Origin of the sequence: Alkaliphilus hydrothermalis, assembly GCF_016908555.1 — a bacterium.
Lineage (GTDB): Bacteria > Bacillota > Clostridia > Peptostreptococcales > Natronincolaceae > Alkaliphilus > Alkaliphilus hydrothermalis.
The window spans coordinates 241858-264980 of the sequence record NZ_JAFBEE010000002.1 but is presented as its reverse complement, the minus strand read 5'-3'; the positions used below and the strand labels follow the sequence as shown (position 1 = coordinate 264980).

Sequence of the window (23123 nt, the reverse complement as noted above, 5' to 3'; positions counted from 1 at the left end):
TCAATTCAATCGATAAAAAAACAATGTATGTATTAATTGATACTCATTATCATTTATATTATATAGAAGAAAGCTGTGTTTGTAAATACTTTTCATCTGTAAGTTTCACCTCATAAAAAAAGATCCCTATTCCCATTAATTCCTATCAATAAGTTTAAAGGAATCATTTTAAATTTTTGCGATTTCTTCTTGTAAGGTATATCTACTCTCAAACAGGTAAAATTATATATGAGGATTGAGGGCAATAGTTTATAGTTTCAAGACTATTTAGATTATTACATCTATTATTCTATGTAAACGTTTTTCTGTAATTTTTTAGTTATATATGATATGATTAAAAATGAATTGATATTATTACATATATGGGAGGTTAATTAAGATGAATTTTTCAAAGCGAATCACTTCTATGCAAGAATCTCCAATCAGAAAGCTTGTGCCCTTCGCCCAAGGTGCAAAAGCTCAGGGGAAAAAAGTATATCACTTAAATATCGGTCAACCTGATATTGAGACACCTGAGTCTTTCATGAATTCAATTAGAAATTTTGATGAGAAAGTCCTAGCTTATTCTCTATCTCAAGGTATTCCAGAGTTAATTGAAGCCATCATTAAATACTACAAAAAATATGATATGCACTATGAAAGTGATGAAATCTTAATTACTAACGGCGGATCTGAAGCTTTATTATTTGCTATTATTGCTTGTGCAGATGCAGATGCTGGGGATGAAGTAATTGTTCCCGAGCCTTTCTATACAAACTATAACGGGTTTAGTGCAGCTGTAGATGTTAAGGTATGTCCAATTACATGTAAAGCTGAAGAAGGTTTCCACTTGCCTGCTAGAAAATCTATTGAAGAGTGCATTAATCCAAGAACTAAGGCTATTATCTTATCTAACCCTGGTAACCCTACTGGTGTTGTTTACACTAAAGAAGAAATCCAAATGGTTGCTGATCTTGCTAAGGAATACAATCTGTTTATTATTGCTGATGAAGTTTATAGAGAGTTTGTATACGACGGATTAAACTACACTAGCTTTGGAAATATTGAAGAAATACAAGATCGTGTAATCATCGTAGATAGTGTTTCTAAGAGATACAGTGCTTGCGGTGCTAGAATAGGTTCACTGGCAAGTAAAAATAAAGATTTAATGAAGCAAATCTTAAAGCTTTGCCAAGGAAGACTTTGTGTACCTACATTAGAGCAGATAGGTGCTGTTGAGCTTTACAAGACTCCTGAAGATTACTTTGAGTCAGTAAACCAAGAGTACGACAAAAGAAGAAATATTGTGTTCGAAGGCTTACAAGATATTCCTGGTGTTGTTTGTGAAAAACCTACAGGTGCTTTCTATGTTGTAGCTAAACTTCCAGTAGATGATGCTGAGAAATTCACAATCTGGATGTTAAGAGAGTTTGATGTAGATGGCGAAACTGTAATGGTTGCTCCAGCTGAAGGATTCTATGCTACTCCTGGTCTTGGTAGAGATGAAATTAGAATTGCCTACATCTTAAACGAAGATGATTTAAAGAAGGCTATGTCTATTTTAAAGAAGGCAGTAGCTGAGTACCCAGGAACAACAATTTAATTAATTGATTATTCCTTATGGAAATATTAAGAGGCAGGTCTTAGAGAATAAGATCTGCCTCTTCTATTTGATTGTGTTGGTCAATGACTATCTTTTATTACTACCTCTCCCCTTTGATTGCCCTTGCTTTCCATTAGGCTTGTTGCTCTTCAAAAGCTTGTTATTCTTTGTATTTGCTTTACCCTTTGATTTATTTCCACCTTTTTTACCATCAAGGCCAGTTTTACCTGCATTGCCTTTTGCTCCATGAGGTGGTTTATTATTAGTGGACTTCTTAGCCTTCCCTTTTCCATGATTATGCTTAGAGAACCCTTCCTCATTTCTTGGCTTAATTAAGCATTTTTTCCCAAAACCAATTAAATCCTCCCGCTCCCCAGCAACTAGTGCCTCGTGGACTAGGTTATAATTTTGAGGTTTGCGATATTGTATTAATGCCCTTTGCATTGCCTTATCATGGGGTGTCTTAGGTACGAAAACAGGTTCCATTGTCCTTGGATCCAGTTCTGTATAATACATACAGGTTGATAAGGTTCCAGGTGTTGGATAGAAATCCTGTACTTGTTCTGGCATGTGGCCTATATCCCTCAGGTATTCTGCCAACTCGATGGCGGATTTCAAGGTAGAACCTGGATGACTAGACATGAGATAAGGAACAAGATATTGATCCATTCCTAAGTCTTTATTGATTTTTTCATATTTTCGAACAAATTTCTCATATACTTCCTTCTGGGGTTTACCCATCGTCTTTAGAACTTCCTCTGATATATGCTCCGGCGCTACCTTTAGTTGTCCACTGATGTGATGCTGACAAAGTTCCTTAAAGAAATCGTCATTTTTATCATGGATTAGATAATCATATCTGAGCCCTGAACGGATGAAGACCTTCTTAACATTAGGTAGACCTCTAAGTTTCCTTAGAAGCTTTAAGTAATCCTTGTGATCAATCTTAAGCTGACTACAAGGGTTTGGGAATAGACATTGTTTATCTGTACAGACCCCATGCTTTTCCTGTTTTTTACAAGCCTTTTGACGGAAATTGGCAGTAGGTCCCCCCACGTCATGTATATATCCTTTAAAGTCTGGCTCCCAAACGAATTTTTCTGCCTCAGACATGATTGATTCATGACTTCTAGATTGCACCACCCGTCCTTGATGGAAGGTAATAGCACAAAAATTACAATTCCCAAAACAACCTCTATTGCTTATTAGGCTAAATTTAACCTCTTTGATTGCTGGAATACCACCCTTTTTCTCATATATGGGATGATAGGTCCTCATATAAGGTAGAGAGTATATACTATCCAACTCAGATTGGGTCATTGGTTCATTCGGCGGATTTTGCACTACATAATTATTTCTATAGGGCTCCACCAAAGGCTTACCTACAATAGAATCCATATTGTTGTACTGGATCATAAAACTCTCTGCGTATTTTTTCTTAGAATCTAGAATTTCATCGTAATGGGGCAAGAATATAGGCTGGTAAGCCCTGGATTTATCCTTAGTCTTATATACTGTTCCCCTGATAAAGGTAATCTCCGATACAGGCAAACCACTTTCTAGAGCCTCTGCTATTTCAATTATCTGTCGTTCCCCCATACCATATACAATCAAATCTGCCTTAGCATCTAAAAGGATTGAACGCCTTACTTTATTATCCCAATAGTCATAATGGGCAAATCGTCTCAAACTTGCCTCTATGCCGCCTAATATGATAGGGACATCGTTATAGGCTTCCCTGATCCTATGGGAATAAATCATAGTGGCTCGATCAGGCCGCTGACCACCCTTGCCACCCGGAGAATAAAGATCTTCTTTACGCCGTTTTTTTCCTACTGAGTAATGGTTAACCATAGAGTCTATGTTGCCTGAGGTGACTAAAAATCCTAATTTTGGCTTTCCAAGAGCTTTAAATGGCTCTAGGGTATCCCATTTAGGCTGGGCTATAATCCCCACCTTATATCCTCTATTTTCCAATATCCTTCCTATTACGGCCGTTCCGAAAGAGGGATGGTCTACATAGGCATCACCGGAAACCAGCACAAAGTCCAGCTCCTCCCAGCCTCTCTCCTTCATATCTTCTTTGCTTATCGGTAAAAATGTTGTCATTCTATCATTCCTTTAGATCATTGTATTTTGGCTAGTACAAATAAAAGCTACTTAGTCTATTATATCTTATTTTGCCTAAAGTTTTGTAGTTTCATAGATAATTCTATGATTTTTTTATTTATTACGGAAAATAGTGTCTTAAGATTATACTGACATCAATCATTATTAACTTCTTAGCTTTATGAATTGCAAACCACATCTTTAAAACGAAAATAAGAGCTAGAATGTGTTTTAAACACGTTCTAGCCCTTGTATATTCTATCATGAGTCAGTCCCCTATACCCCAAAACCTTGATTTTTCTTTTTAGAAAAAAATAACCTCTCAAAAACAGACTTTTTCTGATTATCCTCTCTTTTGATTCTGTCCTTTAATTCTGCTACTTCATAGGACTTTTCCTTAAGCTTCATTTTAAGTTTTGCATTCTCACAGATTAAGACGTCCTTCTCTTGGTTATTTAGTTGATTTCTTAAATCGTCAATTTTATCTGATAAGTTTTCTATTTCTTGTCTATGGTCTATACCTCTTACGGACTCTATTAATTCCATTTTAATGTTCTCTATTGCTTCCCTTAACCATAGATCAGGATTAATGTCCTCTGCCTTTGCTACAGCTTTAGAAGAACTGATCGCCACTTCATTTCTACCCTTTTGCTCAATTATGATTTTTGGGGATTTAAGAATTTTTTGTATTTGAGGATTTGTCAGACCCTTATCTTGTAATTGCTTGATATATTCTAGATCCTCTATTTCCTTATATGTAAAGTATCTTCTATTGCTTTCATTTCTAGGTATTTTTAATTGGAATTGATCTTCATAAAATCTTATTACATGGGGCTTGAAGCCCGTTATTTCTGCTACTTCCTTCATCGAATAAATTGTATTGTTATTTTTCATTAGTTACACCCCCATACTATCTTTTTCAATATCCCCCCCTTATTCTCCTTTCAAAAATGCAGACTTTCGTAATACAAATTCCATCATCAATCAGCTATTTTAGACCCTTCGACCCATCATTCGACAAAACAACCCCTCCAACGTAAGGATCCGTAGGAGGGGTTAGTAGAAGAAGTTCGTGAAAAAACTATTCTATTTCATTTTCAACTAGTTTAACTAAAAGCTTAATCGAATTTTCAATATCAGAAACAGCACACATTTCATTTGTACTATGGATATATCTTGTGGGGATTGATAAAACCCCAGAAGGAACACCACTTTTAGTAAGATGAATCGCACCAGAGTCTGTACCACCAAACTCTAATACTTCTAACTGATATGGAATATCATTTTTCTTAGCTTGTTCAATCATAAAGTTCTTAACCTTTGGATGACACAACACAGAGTTATCCTTAATCTTGATGGCAGGACCTGCACCAAGCTTTACTGCCATTTTAATTCCCTTTGGGGTATCTCCAGTGGCAGTAACATCCAATGCGATTCCAAAGTCAGGATCAATTCCATAGGCAGCTGTCTTTGCACCACGTAATCCTACTTCCTCTTGAACCGAGAATACAAAATAAAGGTCGTTTTTACTTTCCTTCATTTGCTTTAATGTTTCAATCATGACAAAGCATCCAATACGGTCGTCCATCGCTGGTGCAAATACTTTTTTATCGTCGATCAAACATTCACTGTAATATACACATACATCCCCTATTGATATCATTTCTTCGGCCTCTTCTTTAGATGAAGCTCCGATGTCGATAAATAATTTATCTAGGCTTAAATCTTTGATGCTATCAAGCTTTTCTGTACCAATTACTCCAATAGTACCATTTTCAAAGATTACTCTTTGAGATACTGAAATAGATGGTGATATTCCACCAATGTTGGCAAATCTTAAAAAGCCTTTATCATCTATATATGTAACCATTAATCCGATGTGGTCCATATGTCCTGATAACATCAGTTTCTTTCCATTCCCCTTCTTATGGGCAATAAGATTTCCTAATGCATCAGTATATACCTCATCAACTAGATCCTTTACTTCAGACTCAATGACAGATCTTATTTTTTCTTCGTTTCCTGCGGGTGAATAGGTGGTGCATAATTTCTTTAATAATTCTTTATTTAAAGTATACATTACAGCAGTCCTCCTTTACTCATCTTTTCCAGATATTTAATTACTAGTTCCTTAGTATTTTTAAAGTCGTCTTTACTCATCACTGAAACTGGTGAATGAATATATCTACATGCAACTGCTAAAGATACGCAAGGCGTTCCGCTTTTAGCTAAGTGGAATCTTCCAGCATCATTTCCACCAAATGTAGTCCTACGGTATTGCCATGGAATATTGTTTTCTTTTGCTGTTCTAACAAGGGAGTCCACCCATTTACGATTATAGATAGATGTATTATCCATCAAGGAGATGGCTGGTCCTTTGTCAAGTTCGGTTACTTGTAGGTGAGGTTCCACATCGGAAACATCGGAACAAGTAGTCCCTTCAAGGATAATCGCCAGATCAGCATTTACTTGATTAGCCGCTACTGCAGCACCCCTAAGTCCGATTTCTTCTTGTACGGTAAAAGTGCCTGTTACAGTCACTGGTAAATCCATTTTTAGGATGTCTATCATAATGGCACAACCAACACGATCATCCAGGGCCTTAGCCTTCACTCTATTTTTACCAAATTCTGTGTATCTCCCATCAAATACAATATAGTCTCCAACTGAAACATACTTTTCTGTTTCTTCTTGTTTTTTGCATCCGATATCTATGTATAAATCATCGATAGATAAAGCTTTCTTTCTTTCCTCGGGCTTTTGCATGTGAATAGCTTTAGCACCAATTACACCAGGAACTTTGTCAGGACCAACGAATACTACTTTTGATACTAGTATTCTTGCATCTACTCCCCCTACTGGTGCAAATTTGATTAGACCTGCAGAATCAATCCCTTTAACCATTAATCCTACTTCATCCATATGGGCTGCAAGTACAACATGGGGCTGATCCTTCTTACCATTTTTCTTTGCAATAATATTTCCCATTCGGTCTACCTTGATTTCATCAACGTATCCCTTCAACTCTTCTAAGATGATTTTTCTTACTTCCTTTTCATTTCCAGAAACCCCTGAAGCATTTACTAGTTTTTCTAATAACATAAGAACTCCTCCATATTCTTATCATTTAAACTCATGATGTACTTAGCCAGTAGTTTTCCTGACTTTTCAATATCGGAAATACTGATGGTTTCTACAGAGGTGTGCATATATCTAAGAGGAATAGAGATCACGCCTGTAGCTACTCCAGCATTGGTAATTTGCATAGGCCATGCATCAGTTCCAGTGCTTCCAGTTGCAATTTCCACTTGATAGCTTATATAGTTATCCTTTGCAACCGTTTTCAGGCTGTCAAAAACAGCAGGATGAATGTTTGGTCCCGTAGTGAATGCTGGTCCTTTATCCAGCTCTATCGTTAAGTATTGGCTTAGTTCTGGAGTTCTACCAAAACCAACATCAATGGCAATCCCAATATCAGGGTCGATTCCATAGGTGGAGGTAACTGCACCTCTCGTTCCCATTTCCTCCTGTACAGTTGCAACACAATACACATCAGCTTGGTGATTAACATCTTGTAATTCCTTTAAACAAGCGTATAAAACAGCTACTCCAACACGATCGTCTAGGGCTTTTCCAGAGATCCAATCATTTTTTAAGCTGATGAGATTTCTCTTAATCGTAACTACATCCCCTACCGAGATCAAATCCTTTAGTTCCTCTTGGCGATAACCAGTATCAATCATTAACTCCTCAATCGTAAGGGCTTTACCCCTCTCCTCGGCAGTTGTAAGGTGAGGTGGCTTTACGCCTATAATCCCATATACCTTTTCTTTACCATGAATTATGACCTCTTGGCATAGTAGGGTTCTTTGATCAACACCTCCGATATTGGTAAAGCGAACAAATCCATTTTCATCAATGTCTTTAACCATCAAACCAATTTCATCCATATGGGCCGCCAGCATAACTTTACTATTACCCTTTGTCCCCTTCTTTAATGCAATGATATTACCTAGAGCATCCCTCTTTAATTCATCACAAAATTCCTTTAAGTAACCTTCGATCACTCCAGCGACTTCCTCTTCATGTCCTGATACACCTGATGCTTCGGTTAAAATTTGAATAAGTTCTTTCGTCTTCAATGAATAGCCTCCCTTCTACATTATGCAATATACATCCCCCAGAAAAAAATGGAGGTAAATTTTAAATATTATGTCAGCTTTTTATAAAAAAATGTTTTAGCAGGTGTTAGTTTGTATCGTTGAGGTAAAATTATCTGTTCTGTACTGCCAACAAAAAGTAATCCCCAACTATTCAGCGCATCATAGAATTTATGATATATTTTCCCTTTTGTTTCTTCAGTAAAATAAATCATTACATTTCTACAAATGATTAAATCACAGCCAGTAGGATAAGCATCCTCCAATAAATTATGTTTTTTAAAAGATACCTGTTTTTTAATGGAATCTTTAATACGATATTTACCCTCAACTAGATCGAAATAATCTCTAACAAATTCCTTTGGTAGATTTTCTACGCTTTTAGGAGAATAAATTCCCTCCTGTGCCTTTTTTAGAGCCCCCATATCAATATCTGTAGCGATTATATTTATGTCCTGTAATGGCATGAATTTAGTTAATAACATCACTAGAGAGTATGGTTCTTCACCTGTAGAGCAGGCTGCACTCCAAATTTTAATGTTCTTATTTTGACCTATCAAACTAGGAATAATTTCTCTTTCTAGCATTTCCCATTGTTGTGGGTTTCTATAAAATTCAGAAACATTAATGGTTAGATAATTAATAAATTCTTTAAATAAGTCTTCATCCTTACAGAGGGCATTAAAATACTCTTCAAAGGATGTATACCCATTTCTAGTAATAAGGGATTCTATCCTACGCTTCATTTGACGCTCTTTGTAGCTGGCTAAATCAATCCCAGTTTTTTTATATATCTTCTCAATAAATAAAGGATAACCCTCCACATTCTTCGCCCCTTTTACCGTAATGAAAAAATAAAGAGTCTAGGACTCTTTATTTATCATCAGCCGAATTAATAACATCTCCAATTGTTACTGAACCTTCTTCGTTCTTGAATTCAGGCTCAACTTCGGTTTTATTAGCAGCTGAGATACTTAAGCTAATACGCTTTTGTTCGGCATTTACTTCAAGTACTTTTACTGAAACCTCTTGTCCGACTTCTAATACTTCAGATGGTTTCTTTACATATCCTTCACTGATTTCAGAAATATGAACTAATCCATCTAAACCTGGTTCTAACTCAACAAAAGCACCATAGTCCACCATTCTTACTACCTTACCAGTTACAACTTCCCCAACTTGATACTTTTCTTCAGCAAGATCCCAAGGTTGCGGTTGTAATTGCTTCATACCTAAAGAAATTCTTTCTTTATCCATATCAAAGTCTAATACTTCAACCTCAACTTTTTGTCCTACTTTTAAAAGGTTAGAAGGATGCTTAACACGGTTCCAAGATAAGTCTGAAATATGAACCAAACCATCTACTCCACCGATATCAACAAATGCTCCGAAGTCAGCAATATTTCTGACTGTACCAGAGATTCTTTGACCCTTTTCAATATTAGAGAATACTTCTTTCTTGCTTTCTTCTTTTTCTTGCTTTAGAACAACTTTTCTTGATAATACAGCTTTATTTTTTCTTCGATCTATTTCAATTACTCTGGTATTAAAGTTCTTACCTACGAAAGTTGTTAAATCTTCCACGTAAGTATCAGATAATTGACTAGCTGGGATAAAACATCTAATGCCTCTTGCAATTGCGATTACTCCACCTCTAACTACTTCTACAACTTTTGCTTCTAGTAAAGCGTCACTATCTTTAATTTTTTCTAAATCTTCCCAACCTTTTTCCATATCAACACGCTTTTTAGATAACAATACATTACCTTCACCATCATCTACTTTGATTACGTATACTTTTATTTCATCCCCAATTTTCACTAATGATCTAGGATTTACTGAATAATCGTTGGAGATTTCATCTCTTGGAATGATACCGTCAGATTTATATCCAACATTAACCATGATTTCATTATCAGTTACATTGATTACTTTACCTGTAACAACATCATGACTATGTAATCTCACCATTGATTTTTCAATTTCATCCATAAAATTTTGCATATCACTCATTATAATAACCTCCTAAGTATTTTCATTTTTATAGTAAATTTTTTATTTTTTCCAGCACTTCGTTAACTACCTTGTGGGGGGTCGATGCCCCAGCCGTTATTCCTATGGTTTCATACTTTTTAAGGATTTCAAAGTCAATCTCATCTACAGTTTCAATATGAAAAGTATCATTTGGTTTTTCTTCCTTGCAAATAGTTACAAGTTTTTGTGTATTAGAACTATGATAACCTCCTATTACAATCATTGCATCAACTTCTTTTGATAATTTTCTAGCTGCATCTTGCCTTTTGCGGGTGGCTAAACATATGGTATTAAATATTTGCAAATCAGAAATTTTGTGCTTAATAAGCTCAATAAATTCTTCATACAAGACAAGGGACATGGTTGTTTGAACTACAACACATGTAGGTTTATCTTCTTTTAATTTCTCTATGTTTTCTGTTTTTTGAAGAATTACACCGTCATCATTACACCAACCATTAATCCCGATAACTTCTGGGTGATTTGGGTCACCAATAATGGCAATCTGATACCCTTTATCATAATATTCCTTTACAATCTTTTGTATGCGGCTTACAAAGGGACAAGTTGAATCTGTTAAAATTATTCCCTTTTCTTCTGCTTCACGGTAGATTTTTTCAGGAACCCCGTGGGATCTAATGATAACATTTCCAGAGTGAACTTCTTCCAGGTCTTCAATAACATCGATACCCTTTTGCTTGAGTTCTTCTACTACTTGCGGGTTATGAATAAGCGGCCCCAATGTATAAAGCTTGTGTTCATTTTTTGCCTCTACTTCATTAAATGCTGTGTCGATTGCTTTTTTTACACCAAAACAGAAACCTGAGTTTTCTGCTAGAATTACTTTCATACTGTCATAGCCTCCTAAGAATATGTGCTAACTAACACATAGACCTATAAAATTTCTATAAAATATGCTGAAATCCTTCTTTTCTTTCAAATAAATTTACTCGATTAATTAAATATTATTGTAAGGCTGGTTTTTTATTTAGTAATTTTATAATTTTACTACAGACTTCGTCAATTGCCAGACCGGTAGTATCAATTAAGATTGCATCTTCTGCCTTTACTAATGGAGAGCAACTTCTTCCAGCATCGATTTCATCTCTTCTCTGAATTTGATCTTCTATTTCCTCTAAGTTTATGTCGTTAGTTCCATTTTTATGTAGTTCTTGATATCTTCTTCTTGCCCGCTCTTTTACGGATGCTGTCAGAAATATTTTTAGGGTAGCGTTTGGAAGCACGTTTGTACCAATGTCTCTACCATCCATTACCACGTTATGATTAGCTGCAATCGTTTTTTGCATTGCCACTAATATTTCTCTTACTTCTGGTATTTGGGCGATGAAGGAGACATTTACACTTACTTCATTACTGCGTACCTCTTCATTAACATTTATTTGGTTAAGGTAAATATTCCCATCTTCAAATACTATACTTGTTTCTTTAGCCAATTTGATGATTTCTTCCTCAAGATGGAGAGGTGTTCCCGACCGGAGTACATGAAAGGTAAGGGCTCTATACATTGCTCCAGTATCAATATAAATATAATTCAACTCTTTTGCAATTTTCTTTGCAATCGTACTCTTACCTGCACCAGCAGGGCCATCAATGGCAACCTGTACTGCCTTCATTTGTTTTCCTCCTATTAACAATATAAACCACCCATAAAGGTGGTTTAGACTGTTGAAAAATTTCCAATGAAAAACTTTTAACAGTCTGATAATATCAAATATTGACCAATTCCATCACCTGTCAATGGCGCTTTTTAGTCTATACAAATTATACATTAGTTTTATGAATTACTCAAGTCATTGAGTACGAATAGTTGAAAGGACCTTTATATTGCTTTGTGTAACCACTTGTACTTGCCTGCTTGGGAATGTGATATTATTTGTTTTTTTTGACATAACGATTCTAATTTCTTCATTATACATTGATCCATTGACCTGGAGTAAATCTCCATTCTGTACCTCAACTACTATTTCCTTCTCATTTCCAAACATCTTATAAACTACCCCATTAACCAATAATTCTAATCTTGGATAATTTTTTATGTCATCAATTTTCACGACTACTTCACCATTGGGGGAGATTTCCGATTGTAAATTATAAGCTTTTGAATTAATCTGTAGCACAGTTTTTTGCTGACTCTGTAGGGTGCTTCTAGCATTCAGACCAATTACCGATAACATTAAAACGACAGCACCTAGGACTAATACTCTCTCTAGTTGGGTAATCCATTTGTTCTTCACTTAATCTCCCTCCTTCATGATTATTAAAATGCGTGAAGTCCTGCAGAATATCCAGTTGAAAATGCAATCTGTAGATTGTATCCCCCTGTCAAGGCATCAACATCAATTACTTCTCCACAAAAGAAAAGCCCCTTGATTAATTTTGACTCCATTGTTTTAGGGTCAATTTCCTTTACAGATACTCCTCCTGAGGTTACGATTGCTTCCTTTAAACTCCTTAACCCTGAGGCAGTTAGTTCCATTTCTTTAAGATTATGTACTAATATGTTTCTATTTTTCTTTGTCAATTGATTTAGATTTGTATCCCCATCTATTTTTAGTACTTCTAATAGTTTTGATGTTAGATTTTTAGGCAGTAGTTGATTGATCACTGTCTTTAGTGCTTTATTCTTCCCTTGTTGGCCTTCCATAAGAAGGCTCTCCAACTCTTCAGTAGTGGTGTCAGGTAAGAAATCTATTCTTAGTTTAACCGATTTTTCCAATAAGTATTGATTTAAGTATGCGGACATTTCTAAAATAGCTGGTCCCGATAGGCCAAAGTGGGTAAAAATCATGGCACCTTCCCTTACAATCTTTTTCTTTTTATCAACACCGGCAGTAACCCTTACCTTTTCTAAAGAAATTCCCATCAATTCTTTAATCCACTCTTCACTAATAGCAATAGGAACTAAACTTGGTTTTGGTGGAATAATCGTATGTCCTAAAGGGGTCACTAAACTATACCCTTCTCCCGTACTTCCAGTAGCAGGATATGATTGCCCGCCTGTAGCCACAATTAAACTGGTTGCTTCTATAATTTTATTATTATCCAATTTCAGTCCTGTTATTTTCTGATCCTTAAAGATAATTTCTTTAGCGGTGTTTCCATATAATATCTGCACCTTATGTTCCTGTAGAAGTCTATCCCATAGGGCTATTATATCCTTTGCTAGGTTAGTGACAGGGAAAACTTTTCCTCCCTCTTCTACCTTTAAGGGCACTCCTCTTTTTTCAACGTAGCTTATAAGATCTTGACTTGTAAAGCCGTGGAGAGCCTTGTAAAGAAATTTTCCATTCTTCACGGTCTTCTTTATCATTTCATCAGGAGTAGCTATGTTTGTTAAATTACAGCGGCCGCCCCCTGTAATCATTAATTTTTTACCTATTTCCTTGTTTTTCTCAACCAATATTACCTTTTTATTTTGAGTAGCTGCGGTACAGGCAGCCATCAGCCCTGCTGGACCTCCACCCAACACAATTACTGTATTATTTGCCATCAAAATCACCCTTTAAAAGTATTTCCCTGTAGGATGTATCATTATACTTGATTAAAACTGGTCCTCTTTGCCTGAATTCGATAAGGTTGATGGCGCAGTTGTCTTGTTTCAGTTTATAAAAGTCTGCCATTGACATACCTAAAAAGAACATCAGAAGGAGCTTGATACTGGTTCCATGACTCACTAGGAGGATATTTTCTTCCTCCCGCTGAATAACTTCCTCAAAAAAATATACCATACGTTTTTGTGCTGCTATTAAGTCCTCTGCCTCTGGAATCATTGCTGTATGGGGGGTGGTATGCCACTGGTCTAATTCATTGGGAAATTGCTGTCTGATTTCCTCCACCGTTAGTCCTTCCCAAAGTCCAAAACCCATTTCCTTTAACCCTTCTGTTAGGTGGCAGGGGACATTTAATTCATCAGCGATGATATGGGCAGTGGATTTTGCCCTTTTTAGGTTACTGGAAAAAACTACATCGATCTTCTCCCACTTCAATCTTTCAGCAACTAAAGAAGCCTGACGTAACCCCTCATTTGTTAGACTAGAATCCTGCCACCCTTGAGTTCTACCCTGAATATTCCAGTTGGTTTCCCCATGACGGACTAAGTATATTTTCTTCACTTATTTTCACCCTTTTTCCCTATGTATTGGTAAATTTGCTCCTTGTTTATGTTATCATAATTTCCTTAGTATTTCTATTGTTTGTCAATGGAGGAAATATTATTTAAGAAATAGCTGTAATCAATAACTCTATTACCTCCATATGATAACTTTTTTGTAATCTGAAAAAAGCTACCGCCCATTGGGTGGTAGCTGAGTTTGTTAATAAATTTATCAACTCTTGCCTACTTGTATCTTTACACAAAGAAAAAAGTGTTTATGATTGGTTTTTATTGTCATAGATATTATACTTTTCCCAGATGTTCTCCAGCTTATTAAAACACTCACGAATTTCTTCTTTTTCCCGCATACCGACAGCTACTATTAATGCATTAATTAAGCTCAGTGGAGCAACAAGGGAGTCTACAAAGGAAACCATATTACTTTTACCCGTCAAGCAGTAGTCAGATAATCCTGCTACTGGTGAAAGCAAGCTATCTGTAATACTAATGATGGGTACTCCTTCTTCCTTAGCATAATTAAGGACTTCAATTGTACGATTAGAGTATCTCGGGAAACTTATTCCGATCACCAAATCATCTTTTGATATACGTAGCATCTGTTCAAAGATATCACTAATACCATATCCAACGATCTTAACGTTATCCAGAATTAAGTTTAGATAGAAGCCTAGGTATTCTGCAAGGGCTGTGGAGCTCCGCAGACCCACTATGTAAATTCGATTAGCTGAAAAGATTTGGTCTACTACGGCTTGAAAATCTTTCGGATCAATATTCTCTAGAGTATTTCTAATATTCTCCATATCAGATTTTAATACTTTTTTTAGAATAGCCCCCTCATTGGAAAATTCACTAGCCATCTCTACTCTTTGAACTGTTGTCAGCTTTGTTTTAATAATTTCTTGTAGGGCTTTTTGTAACTCTGGGTATCCTTCAAAGCCAAGGGCATTGGCGAATCTAACCACTGTAGACTCACTAACACCCACCTTCAACCCTAGTTTTGAGGCAGTCATAAAGGCTGCTTTGTCGTAGTTATCTATGATAAATTGAGCAATTAGTTTTTGACCTTTACTTAATTTGGAAAAATTCTTTTGGATTTGTAAAATCAAATCCTTCTTCTCATCAATCATATACACCATCCTAATTAATTATTTCTCTACTTTGATACCAATTCATATCCTGCTTGAAGAGCTGCTTTATTTAATTCTTCCGTACCTCTTGGTACTCTCTTTAAAACAGCTTTTTCTAAAGCCTCCTTAGTTACTACATTAGATAACTCTTGGATTGCTCCTAAAGCTATGATATTGGCAACCATACTTTTCCCAATTTTTTCTGTTGCGGTGTTAATAATTGGTATTTGAACAACCCTATAAGAAGGGTTAATTCCTTCAACATTAACATTCTCGTCGACGATTAAGATACCGCCTTCTTTTAAACTCTTAATATATTTTACGTATGCGACTTCTGTAAGGGCTAACAAAAGGTCTGCTTTATCTACCTTTGGATAATCTATTTCTTCAGTACTGATGATTACTTCAGCTTTACTGGCGCCTCCCCTGGCTTCTGGACCATAGGATTGAGATTGAATAGCATTGTTCCCATCAATTAGGGCAGCCTCAGCTAAAATGATTCCTCCAAGTATTAATCCTTGACCACCAGAACCACTTAGTCTAATTTCATGTTGCTTATTCATACTATCTCTCCTTTTTGAATCTATCAACGATTTTTTGGTATTCCTCTGTATATTCAGGCTCTTGAGTATTTTTGAACTCGCCCATGATAAACTTATCTCCTAATTCTTCAGGAGTTAGCTTAGCAGCTGCTTTAACGTCAATAGCTTTATCCTTTAGGAAGTTCATCATATTTACTGGTGTACCCTTCTTGTTCTTTCTACCATAGTAAGTTGGGCAAATACTAATCGCATCTACTAATGAAAACCCTTTGTTTAGTAATGCCTTCTCGATTAATTTAATTAATGGGTTGGCATGATAAACAGTTCCTCTAGCCACATACGTAGCTCCAGCAGCTTCTACAAGCTTACAGATATCAAAAGGCTTATCGATATTTCCAAAGGGTGCTGTAGTACCAAAATCATTTGTTGGTGTTGTTGGAGAGTATTGTCCACCTGTCATACCATAAATATTGTTATTGAATACGATTGTAGTAATATCCATATTTCTTCGAGCCGTATGAATTAAATGATTTCCACCGATGGCTGAACAATCTCCGTCACCAGTTACAACCACTACTTTTAAGTCTGGGTTAGCTAATTTTACTCCAGTAGCAAATGCAAGAGCTCTACCATGGGTTGTGTGTAATGTATTAAAATCCATGTATCCTGGTGCTCTTGATGAACAACCAATTCCTGAGATTATACACACATCTTTTTTGTCCCATCCTAAATTATCAATAGCCTGTGCTAAGGCCTTCATTGCGATACCATGACCACAACCTGGACACCAAATATGAGGTAGGCGATCCGTTCTAAATTTATTTTTAATTAATTCACTACTCATTTTATAGAACCTCCCTAATTTTAGCTAAGATTTCATTTGGAGTAATTGCCTCACCATTGATTTTTCCAAGACTGATTACTTGAGTATCGTCAGATACCACACGTTCAACCTCTAATACATACTGTCCTAAGTTTAATTCAGGTACTAAAATTGACTTTGCTTTACTCGTTAACTCCCTAACTCTTTTTTCTGGGAAAGGCCAAATCGTGATTGCCTTAAATAATCCTACTTTTAGACCTTGCTCTCTTGCTTGCTTTACAGCACTTCTAGCAGAACGGTAAGTACCACCATATGCTAATACAACCATTTCTGCATCCTCCATGAACTCTTCTTCATACATCACAATATCATCTACATTGTTACTGATTTTGTTCATGATTCTTCTTAATAATTTATCAGCTATTTCCGAATCATTTGATGGGAATCCAAAATCATCATGCATTAATCCAGTAACGTGGAAGTGGAAACCTTCACCGAAGGCAGCCATAGGAGGAACAAGTTGTCCTTCTTCTACTTTATAAGCTTGGTAATTTTCATCTCCAGCCTCTGGTCTAACACGATCGAATACTTCGATTTCGTCTGGAGTAGGAATCTCAATCTTTTCTCTCATATGTCCTACGATTTCATCTAACATTAAGAATACAGGTGTTCTATATTTTTCAGCTAAGTTAAAGCATTTAATTGTTAAGTCGTATGTTTCTTTTACTGAAGTTGGTGCTAATGCAATAACAGGATGGTCTCCGTGAGTTCCCCATTTAGCCTGCATAATATCTCCTTGAGATGGTGCAGTTGGTAATCCTGTACTTGGGCCCGCTCTTTGAACGTCTACTATAACACAAGGAACTTCTGCTAATGCTGCATAACCAATATTTTCTTGCTTTAATGAAAATCCTGGTCCACTTGTAGCAGTCATTGACTTTAACCCTGCTAAAGAACCTCCTATAGTTGCTGCCATACCTGCAATTTCATCTTCCATTTGAATAAATTTACCACCAATTAATGGTAATTTTTGTGCACAATGTTCTGCTATTTCAGTAGAAGGTGTGATTGGGTAACCAGCATAAAACGTCATACCAGCAGCTAAAGCTCCCTCAACACAGGCTTCGTTCCCTTGCATTAATTTAACTTCTCTATTTTTCATCTTTGCTTCCCTCCAAATAAATTGCGTAATCTGGACATCTTAACTCACAAAGTCCACACTTAATACATTTATCGAGATCAACTATGGTAACCTTTTCACCATCCATATCTAATACTTTCTTTGGACAGTACTCTACACAAATGGCACAGCCTTTACACCATTCATTGATAATCTTTAGCTTTTTGTCTTCCTTGCGAATGCTCACAATAGACATCTCCCTTCAAATCATTTTATGATTTCCTTACTTAACAAAAGCATAACAGATTTTTAAGGAAGATGCAATTTTTATTTCATAATTATAACAACTTTTTTCTGAAATGCAAGTATGCTTTCATGTCTTTCATTTTTCTGCCCAGCTGATAAAATTACTCAATTAGTACTTATTATTGTTTAATTATAATTCTATCGACCAATCCTTCAATCTCTGAAAAGTGTTGAAGGCTGTTAAATCAAAATGTATAGGTGAAATAGATATGTAATTATTCTTGATTGACACAATATCGCTATCCTGATTTTGCTCTAATTCCAAGGCAGTACCTGAAACCCAGTAATAAGAATTGCCCTGTGGATCTTTTCTTTCATCAAAACTATTACAATATTTTCTAAGCCCTAGGGTAGTTACCTTAACGCCTTTTATCGACTCAGGTCGACACGTCGGATAGTTAATATTAAAAACCGTTGACTGGTCATCGATAATATGAAGTATACTTTTTGCAATCTTGCAGGCGAAGTTTGCCGCACCATCATAGTTATCTATTTTTGTGGTTGCCATGGATACTGCGATGGATGGAACTCCCAAAATTGCAGCCTCTACTGCTGCTGAAACTGTGCCTGAATAAATTACATCTGTTCCAAGATTTGGTCCATTGTTAATGCCAGATACCACAATATCTGGCCTTCTATCCTTTAATATTGCCTCAATAGCTAATTTTACGCAATCGGCAGGAGTGCCGTCTACAGCGTAGGCTTCAAAGTCAGTGTCAAAAAATTTAATCTTTTTTACCATAATAGGGCTATGTAATGTAATGGAATGTCCTTTTGCACTTTGCTCCGTGCTGGGGGCAATTACAATTACCTCTCCGATCGCTTGAAGAGCTTTGGCTAGATGGTAGATTCCTTCAGCGAAAATACCATCATCGTTGGTGACTACTATTCTCAAATTGTTTCCTCCTCTTTATCAATTAATATCACTTAATAAATTTCATAGAACTTCTACCAAAAGTAAATAATAAATAATAATTATAAAACATCAAATAAAAATGAAGGGGTGATTTTTTGATTCAGATTGATGATGCAGGAAGTGGTAGCTTGTTAGGTGGTACCGTTATAGGTGCCCTAAGGGTCGAAACCGGGGAGTATCATTATGATATTATTCCCCTTAAATATTATCAAGGTGAAAATTTTAGTCAAAAGAAATATATACACCACGTGGTGGATATCATAGATCATGCTTTTAAAAAGCTACAGGTATCAAAAGATGAGCCAATTGAAGTTTGTCGTGGCTATATGTTTGAGTCCCTCAACAAGTGGCTTAAAAATGAAGCCTATCAATTTAACAGCACCAAAATTGAAGAGCCTCTACAATCTATTATAGAAAAAACCTTCGATGATTATGCGATAGGATTAGGCTTACCTGAATCCTTCATCACCTATACTAAGTATCCTTTCCACTTCCATCGTATTCTAAAATGGGTCTATGCAGATTACCCCTATAGAAGTCAACTATGTAAGACCGGTTGGAAGAGCTGGAATAAATATGGCAAGTTAGACATCTCTGTTAGTGATGAGTATATCAAAAATCGCGACTGGACATGTTTAAAATGCAACCAAGTCATCCCCCGCAACACAGTTGCAGCTGTCAAAAGCTATACCAGTAATCGTCCCAATAAAATTTACCTTCATCCCCATTGTCTTAATTGAATACAGAGTTATTATATCAAAAACCCAGCATACTCCCGTAATAATATACGTAAGGTAGCTGGGTTTAGTAATATCCTTTTTAATTAGGGTCTAGTCTTATTATTTTATACTGGATGTGTTTTGTCTACTTCATTGTACAGTGTACCTTCGATTTTGTACTGCTTTTCCCAACGATCCTTAAAGAAGTTCATCGCCACCTGTGGGAATAGAGCATAGGATAGCACATCTTCCTCTTGTGTTAAGTATTCCTTCATTTCATCCTTTAATTTATCTAATTGTGGTGGAATTAAATCAGCTGGTCTAGTTGTAACTACTTCTTCTTTACCAATAATTTTCTCTCTAATTTCATCTGAAATAGGAGCTGTTGGCTGACCATAAAGACCTTTAACGTAGTCTTTAATTTCCTTTGGAACCATTTTGTATCTCTCACCAATAATTACGTTAAATACTGCTTGAGTACCCACCATTTGGCTCATTGGTGTTACCAGTGGAGGGAATCCAAGGTCTTCTCTTACTTTTGGTACCTCTGCCATTACTTGATCTAATTTATCCATTTTATTTTGTTGCTTCAATTGGGAGATTAAGTTGGATAACATACCACCTGGCACTTGGTATACTAATGTATTGATATCTACACCAAGAACTTTAGGATCAATCATTCGATTTTCTAGATATTTGTCCCTGATAGGTCTAAAGTATTCCGTCACTTCGTTTAGAACCTCTAAATTAATTCCAGTATCATATTTTGTACCTTGTAGAGTAGCAACCATTGGCTCTGTAGGAGGCTGAGATGTTCCTAATGCAAAAGGTGAAATGGCAGTATCTACAACGTCTACCCCTGCTTCAATTGCCTTCATATAAGTCATAGAAGCCATACCACTAGTATAGTGGGAATGTAGTTGAATAGGCACTTTAATTGCTTTTTTTAATTCAGTTACTAGGTCATAAGCTACATAGGGAGTCAATATTCCAGACATATCTTTAATACAAATTGAGTCGGCTCCCATATCTTCCATTTGTTTTGCTTTAATGACATAGTACTCAATGTTATGCACAGGACTTATGGTATAGGAGATGGCACATTGAGCGTGACCTCCCTCTTTATTTACCGCTTTGATGGTTGTTTCTAAGTTTCTTACATCATTTAAGGCATCAAATATACGGATAATATCGATACCATTAGCAATAGATTTTGTAACGAATTCTGTTACTACATCATCAGCATAATGCTTATAACCTAAAAGGTTTTGTCCCCTTAAAAGCATCTGAAGTTTTGTATTTTTAGCCTGTTGACGTAGTTTTCTAAGTCTTTCCCATGGATCTTCATTTAAGAATCTAAGGCATGCATCAAAAGTTGCTCCACCCCAAACTTCCATAGAGTGATAACCTACCTTATCCATTTTTTCAACGATTGGTAGCATTTCCTCTGTAGTCATTCTAGTTGCCATCAAAGATTGGTGTGCATCCCTCAATACGGTTTCTGTAATCTTAATTTTCGACATCACGTAACCTCCTAAGTGTTTAAATTCTTATTATGTTGTCATTCTACTACTTTCTTTCAATAATTACAATGATTGGCGGATTATTATCTCTGTTTATGTATTCTGTTTTCATTACCGAAAATTCATTGGAGGGAAGACTCTCTACCATTTCAAGGATTGAATTTTTCTCCAAAGTTCCCCCCTCATGACCATAATAAATCATTAGGGAAATAAGACCCCTTTTCTTTAGAAGCTTTAGGACTGACTTTAAAGCTTTAACTGTTGTCTCAGATCTTGTTATAAGAGAGTGATCTCCTCCTGGCAAATACCCTAGATTAAACATTGCCCCATCTACTTCTTCCTTAACATAGAGGTCTATATTTTCATGACCATCATAGATTAATTGAATCCCAACTTGTGGGTCGATTTTATTACTAAGAAGTCGTTCTGCTGTTTTCTCTAGGGAAGTAGCCTGTATATCAAAGGCATACACCTTTCCTTCTATTCCTACTTGCCGTGCTAAGAATAGGGTATCAAAACCATTTCCCATTGTCCCATCAATTACAACATCACCTTTATTAAATCTGGTGGCTAGTAGTGTATGTAAAAAATATGTCCCCCTCATAATAGATGATTTCATCCTATGATCTCCTTATACTTTTTTGCTGCCCTTACATTTTCTACTGAAAAATTCTTTAGGCTCACAATAAAAATACTTTCTTCTATCAAGGTTTTTTTGCCATACTCCCAAAACATGTTCAAATTCCTCTGATTTAGGAGCCTGTTCTAAAGAACAAAGATCTTCATGGACTAAGAAATCCCTAAGTCCATCTTTACCTTCTATTAATACCCATTTTGAACCATTTAATTCAAGGGAGTTAAAGGTGGCCCTCAACAAACCATCTCCAAATCCTAACCCCCGCTCCGAAGGAAGGATATATAAATCTGTAATGACGGCTAAACTTTCATGGGGAATGATTCCGTTGGAGTAACCTAATATATTTGCTCCATCCTTAACCACCATACAGAAATCGTTTTCCTGCTGAGAGGACTGATTTTCAAAGTTCTTTTTAATAAGATTTTGTTCCTCTTGTGAGGCCATTTTAATCTCAATCATCAAAATCACAACCCTTCAGGTTTTTACATGATTATTATAACACTAAATTAAGATTTTTTACAAAAAAAATAACCTAAATAAATAGGCTATTTCAGGGGTTTTATAACTTATTACAAATTCTTTAAATATTTTATTTCTCTTTGATTTAAAAAACGCCATTGACCTAGCCCTAATTCTCCTAAATCTAATCTTCCCATTGCCACACGCTTCAAATCGATGACAGGATGCCCAATTGCATCGCACATTTTTCTAATCTGTCTATTTCTTCCTTCTCGTATGATAATCTCTACGATTGTATTTCTTCCATCATGTCTAATGATTCTAAATTTAGCTGGGGAGGTAACATAGTCCTCAATTTCAAGCCCTGTTTCAAAGGCCTTTATTTTCTCTGGGTATGGTCTTCCCTTTATTCTACTCACGTAAATTTTTTCCACTTTAAACCTTGGATGAGTAAGTCTATAGGTTAAATCTCCATCATTGGTTAGTATCAAAAGCCCCGTAGTATTTAGATCAAGCCGACCAACAGGGAAAATTCTTTGGGGTACGTCCACTAAATCAGTAACTATTTTTCTATCGAACTCATCCGATAGCGTCGTAACGTATCCCTTGGGTTTATTTAATAGAACATAAACTGGCTCTTCTTTTTTTTCGATGACCTTTCCATCAAAAATAACTTCATCAGTTACAGGGTCCACCTGATATCCCATTTCTGTAATCACTTCATTATTTACTTTTACTTTACCCACCTGAATGTACTCTTCTGCTTTTCTCCTGGAGGCCACACCGCACATGGCCAAGTATTTTTGTAACCGCATTTATTCACCTCATCATCTGTTTTGGAAACCTTTGTAATTCTATTATACTATTAAATTAACTTATCGTCATAAATTTTTAATCATTTAAATTTTTCTCTCTTATTCCCCACTCATAT

Annotated in this window: 24 protein-coding genes; 2 read left to right on the top strand and 22 right to left on the bottom strand. The window is 36.0% G+C overall.

Annotated features, from left to right (window positions below):
- Nucleotides 1–379 precede the first annotated feature (379 nt).
- Entirely contained in the window at nt 380–1582 is a 1203-nt protein-coding gene (locus tag JOC73_RS03055) for a pyridoxal phosphate-dependent aminotransferase (RefSeq protein ID WP_204400375.1), read from the top strand.
- Nucleotides 1583–1669: 87 nt separating this feature from the next.
- Here the strand turns inward: JOC73_RS03055 and JOC73_RS03050 are convergent, their stop codons facing one another.
- The 18 genes from JOC73_RS03050 to surE form a co-directional block, all read right to left on the bottom strand.
- Nucleotides 1670–3691: a YgiQ family radical SAM protein gene (locus JOC73_RS03050; RefSeq protein WP_204400374.1), complete on the bottom strand. Its 2022-nt coding sequence runs from the start codon at nt 3689–3691 to the stop codon at nt 1670–1672.
- 276 nt (nt 3692–3967) lie between these two features.
- Nucleotides 3968–4585 (bottom strand): MerR family transcriptional regulator, encoded by a 618-nt coding sequence (locus tag JOC73_RS03045; protein ID WP_204400373.1) that lies wholly within the window; start codon nt 4583–4585, stop codon nt 3968–3970.
- 187 nt (nt 4586–4772) lie between these two features.
- Nucleotides 4773–5771 (bottom strand): M42 family metallopeptidase, encoded by a 999-nt coding sequence (locus tag JOC73_RS03040; RefSeq protein WP_204400372.1) that lies wholly within the window; start codon nt 5769–5771, stop codon nt 4773–4775.
- A complete protein-coding gene (locus JOC73_RS03035; protein ID WP_204400371.1) occupies nt 5771–6793 on the bottom strand; it encodes a M42 family metallopeptidase in 1023 nt (340 codons plus the stop codon). Before JOC73_RS03035 ends, JOC73_RS03040 begins: the two co-directional genes overlap by 1 nt.
- A complete protein-coding gene (locus JOC73_RS03030) occupies nt 6784–7833 on the bottom strand; it encodes a M42 family metallopeptidase (protein ID WP_204400370.1) in 1050 nt (349 codons plus the stop codon). Before JOC73_RS03030 ends, JOC73_RS03035 begins: the two co-directional genes overlap by 10 nt.
- A 68-nt stretch (nt 7834–7901) precedes the next feature.
- Nucleotides 7902–8675 (bottom strand): CheR family methyltransferase, encoded by a 774-nt coding sequence (locus JOC73_RS03025; RefSeq protein WP_204400369.1) that lies wholly within the window; start codon nt 8673–8675, stop codon nt 7902–7904.
- Between the two features lie 49 nt (nt 8676–8724).
- Entirely contained in the window at nt 8725–9864 is a 1140-nt protein-coding gene (gene rpsA / locus JOC73_RS03020; protein WP_207755040.1) for a 30S ribosomal protein S1, read from the bottom strand.
- Nucleotides 9865–9892: 28 nt separating this feature from the next.
- Nucleotides 9893–10735, bottom strand: coding sequence for a 4-hydroxy-3-methylbut-2-enyl diphosphate reductase (locus tag JOC73_RS03015; protein ID WP_204400368.1), 843 nt, complete (start codon nt 10733–10735; stop codon nt 9893–9895).
- A 115-nt stretch (nt 10736–10850) separates the two neighbouring features.
- A complete protein-coding gene (cmk, locus tag JOC73_RS03010; protein ID WP_204400367.1) occupies nt 10851–11519 on the bottom strand; it encodes a (d)CMP kinase in 669 nt (222 codons plus the stop codon).
- A gap of 177 nt (nt 11520–11696) precedes the next feature.
- Nucleotides 11697–12140, bottom strand: a complete 444-nt coding sequence (locus JOC73_RS03005; RefSeq protein ID WP_204400366.1) for a hypothetical protein — start codon at nt 12138–12140, stop codon at nt 11697–11699.
- A 23-nt stretch (nt 12141–12163) separates the two neighbouring features.
- Nucleotides 12164–13396 carry a BaiN/RdsA family NAD(P)/FAD-dependent oxidoreductase gene (locus JOC73_RS03000; protein ID WP_204400365.1) on the bottom strand — a complete coding sequence of 411 codons (1233 nt, stop codon included), beginning with the start codon at nt 13394–13396 and terminating at the stop codon, nt 12164–12166.
- Nucleotides 13386–14018 carry a histidine phosphatase family protein gene (locus tag JOC73_RS02995; RefSeq protein ID WP_204400364.1) on the bottom strand — a complete coding sequence of 211 codons (633 nt, stop codon included), beginning with the start codon at nt 14016–14018 and terminating at the stop codon, nt 13386–13388. Before JOC73_RS02995 ends, JOC73_RS03000 begins: the two co-directional genes overlap by 11 nt.
- A 256-nt stretch (nt 14019–14274) precedes the next feature.
- On the bottom strand, nt 14275–15147 hold the full coding sequence (locus tag JOC73_RS02990; RefSeq protein WP_204400363.1) for a MurR/RpiR family transcriptional regulator: 873 nt from the start codon (nt 15145–15147) through the stop codon (nt 14275–14277).
- A 26-nt stretch (nt 15148–15173) separates the two neighbouring features.
- On the bottom strand, nt 15174–15710 hold the full coding sequence (locus JOC73_RS02985; RefSeq protein WP_204400362.1) for a 2-oxoacid:acceptor oxidoreductase family protein: 537 nt from the start codon (nt 15708–15710) through the stop codon (nt 15174–15176).
- Between the two features lies 1 nt (nt 15711).
- Nucleotides 15712–16533, bottom strand: coding sequence for a 2-oxoacid:ferredoxin oxidoreductase subunit beta (locus JOC73_RS02980; RefSeq protein WP_204400361.1), 822 nt, complete (start codon nt 16531–16533; stop codon nt 15712–15714).
- 1 nt (nt 16534) lies between these two features.
- On the bottom strand, nt 16535–17674 hold the full coding sequence (locus tag JOC73_RS02975; RefSeq protein WP_204400360.1) for a 2-oxoacid:acceptor oxidoreductase subunit alpha: 1140 nt from the start codon (nt 17672–17674) through the stop codon (nt 16535–16537).
- Nucleotides 17664–17879, bottom strand: a complete 216-nt coding sequence (locus JOC73_RS02970; RefSeq protein WP_330613073.1) for a 4Fe-4S dicluster domain-containing protein — start codon at nt 17877–17879, stop codon at nt 17664–17666. Before JOC73_RS02970 ends, JOC73_RS02975 begins: the two co-directional genes overlap by 11 nt.
- Nucleotides 17880–18068: 189 nt before the next feature.
- A complete protein-coding gene (gene surE, locus JOC73_RS02965) occupies nt 18069–18833 on the bottom strand; it encodes a 5'/3'-nucleotidase SurE (RefSeq protein ID WP_204400358.1) in 765 nt (254 codons plus the stop codon).
- Nucleotides 18834–18949: 116 nt separating this feature from the next.
- Here surE and JOC73_RS02960 point away from each other — a divergent pair, with 116 nt between their 5' ends.
- On the top strand, nt 18950–19594 hold the full coding sequence (locus JOC73_RS02960) for a hypothetical protein (RefSeq protein WP_204400357.1): 645 nt from the start codon (nt 18950–18952) through the stop codon (nt 19592–19594).
- A 104-nt stretch (nt 19595–19698) separates the two neighbouring features.
- Here JOC73_RS02960 and JOC73_RS02955 read toward each other — a convergent pair whose 3' ends face one another.
- The 4 genes from JOC73_RS02955 to JOC73_RS02940 all read right to left on the bottom strand — a co-directional run bounded on the left by JOC73_RS02955 (nt 19699) and on the right by JOC73_RS02940 (nt 23007).
- The gene (locus JOC73_RS02955; RefSeq protein WP_204400356.1) at nt 19699–21096 is read right to left on the bottom strand and encodes an oxaloacetate decarboxylase subunit alpha; all 1398 of its coding nucleotides are present in this window, start codon (nt 21094–21096) and stop codon (nt 19699–19701) included.
- 46 nt (nt 21097–21142) lie between these two features.
- The gene (locus JOC73_RS02950; RefSeq protein WP_204400355.1) at nt 21143–21715 is read right to left on the bottom strand and encodes a class I SAM-dependent methyltransferase; all 573 of its coding nucleotides are present in this window, start codon (nt 21713–21715) and stop codon (nt 21143–21145) included.
- A 12-nt stretch (nt 21716–21727) separates the two neighbouring features.
- Nucleotides 21728–22192, bottom strand: coding sequence for a GNAT family N-acetyltransferase (locus JOC73_RS02945; RefSeq protein WP_204400354.1), 465 nt, complete (start codon nt 22190–22192; stop codon nt 21728–21730).
- A 110-nt stretch (nt 22193–22302) separates the two neighbouring features.
- A complete protein-coding gene (locus tag JOC73_RS02940) occupies nt 22303–23007 on the bottom strand; it encodes a pseudouridine synthase (RefSeq protein WP_204400353.1) in 705 nt (234 codons plus the stop codon).
- Nucleotides 23008–23123: the final 116 nt, after the last annotated feature.

Excerpts from the sequence above, each read along its gene's own strand:
- JOC73_RS03055 (WP_204400375.1), top strand. The coding sequence starts at position 380 with ATGAATTTTTCAAAGCGAATCACTTCTATGCAAGAATCTCCAATCAGA.
- JOC73_RS03050 (WP_204400374.1), bottom strand. The coding sequence starts at position 3,691 with ATGACAACATTTTTACCGATAAGCAAAGAAGATATGAAGGAGAGAGGC.
- JOC73_RS03045 (WP_204400373.1), bottom strand. The coding sequence starts at position 4,585 with ATGAAAAATAACAATACAATTTATTCGATGAAGGAAGTAGCAGAAATA.
- JOC73_RS03040 (WP_204400372.1), bottom strand. The coding sequence starts at position 5,771 with ATGTATACTTTAAATAAAGAATTATTAAAGAAATTATGCACCACCTAT.
- JOC73_RS03035 (WP_204400371.1), bottom strand. The coding sequence starts at position 6,793 with ATGTTATTAGAAAAACTAGTAAATGCTTCAGGGGTTTCTGGAAATGAA.
- rpsA (WP_207755040.1), bottom strand. The coding sequence starts at position 9,864 with ATGAGTGATATGCAAAATTTTATGGATGAAATTGAAAAATCAATGGTG.
- JOC73_RS03015 (WP_204400368.1), bottom strand. The coding sequence starts at position 10,735 with ATGAAAGTAATTCTAGCAGAAAACTCAGGTTTCTGTTTTGGTGTAAAA.
- cmk (WP_204400367.1), bottom strand. The coding sequence starts at position 11,519 with ATGAAGGCAGTACAGGTTGCCATTGATGGCCCTGCTGGTGCAGGTAAG.
- JOC73_RS03000 (WP_204400365.1), bottom strand. The coding sequence starts at position 13,396 with ATGGCAAATAATACAGTAATTGTGTTGGGTGGAGGTCCAGCAGGGCTG.
- JOC73_RS02990 (WP_204400363.1), bottom strand. The coding sequence starts at position 15,147 with ATGATTGATGAGAAGAAGGATTTGATTTTACAAATCCAAAAGAATTTT.
- JOC73_RS02985 (WP_204400362.1), bottom strand. The coding sequence starts at position 15,710 with ATGAATAAGCAACATGAAATTAGACTAAGTGGTTCTGGTGGTCAAGGA.
- JOC73_RS02980 (WP_204400361.1), bottom strand. The coding sequence starts at position 16,533 with ATGAGTAGTGAATTAATTAAAAATAAATTTAGAACGGATCGCCTACCT.
- JOC73_RS02975 (WP_204400360.1), bottom strand. The coding sequence starts at position 17,674 with ATGAAAAATAGAGAAGTTAAATTAATGCAAGGGAACGAAGCCTGTGTT.
- JOC73_RS02955 (WP_204400356.1), bottom strand. The coding sequence starts at position 21,096 with ATGTCGAAAATTAAGATTACAGAAACCGTATTGAGGGATGCACACCAA.
- JOC73_RS02950 (WP_204400355.1), bottom strand. The coding sequence starts at position 21,715 with ATGAAATCATCTATTATGAGGGGGACATATTTTTTACATACACTACTA.
- JOC73_RS02945 (WP_204400354.1), bottom strand. The coding sequence starts at position 22,192 with ATGATTGAGATTAAAATGGCCTCACAAGAGGAACAAAATCTTATTAAA.
- JOC73_RS02940 (WP_204400353.1), bottom strand. The coding sequence starts at position 23,007 with ATGCGGTTACAAAAATACTTGGCCATGTGCGGTGTGGCCTCCAGGAGA.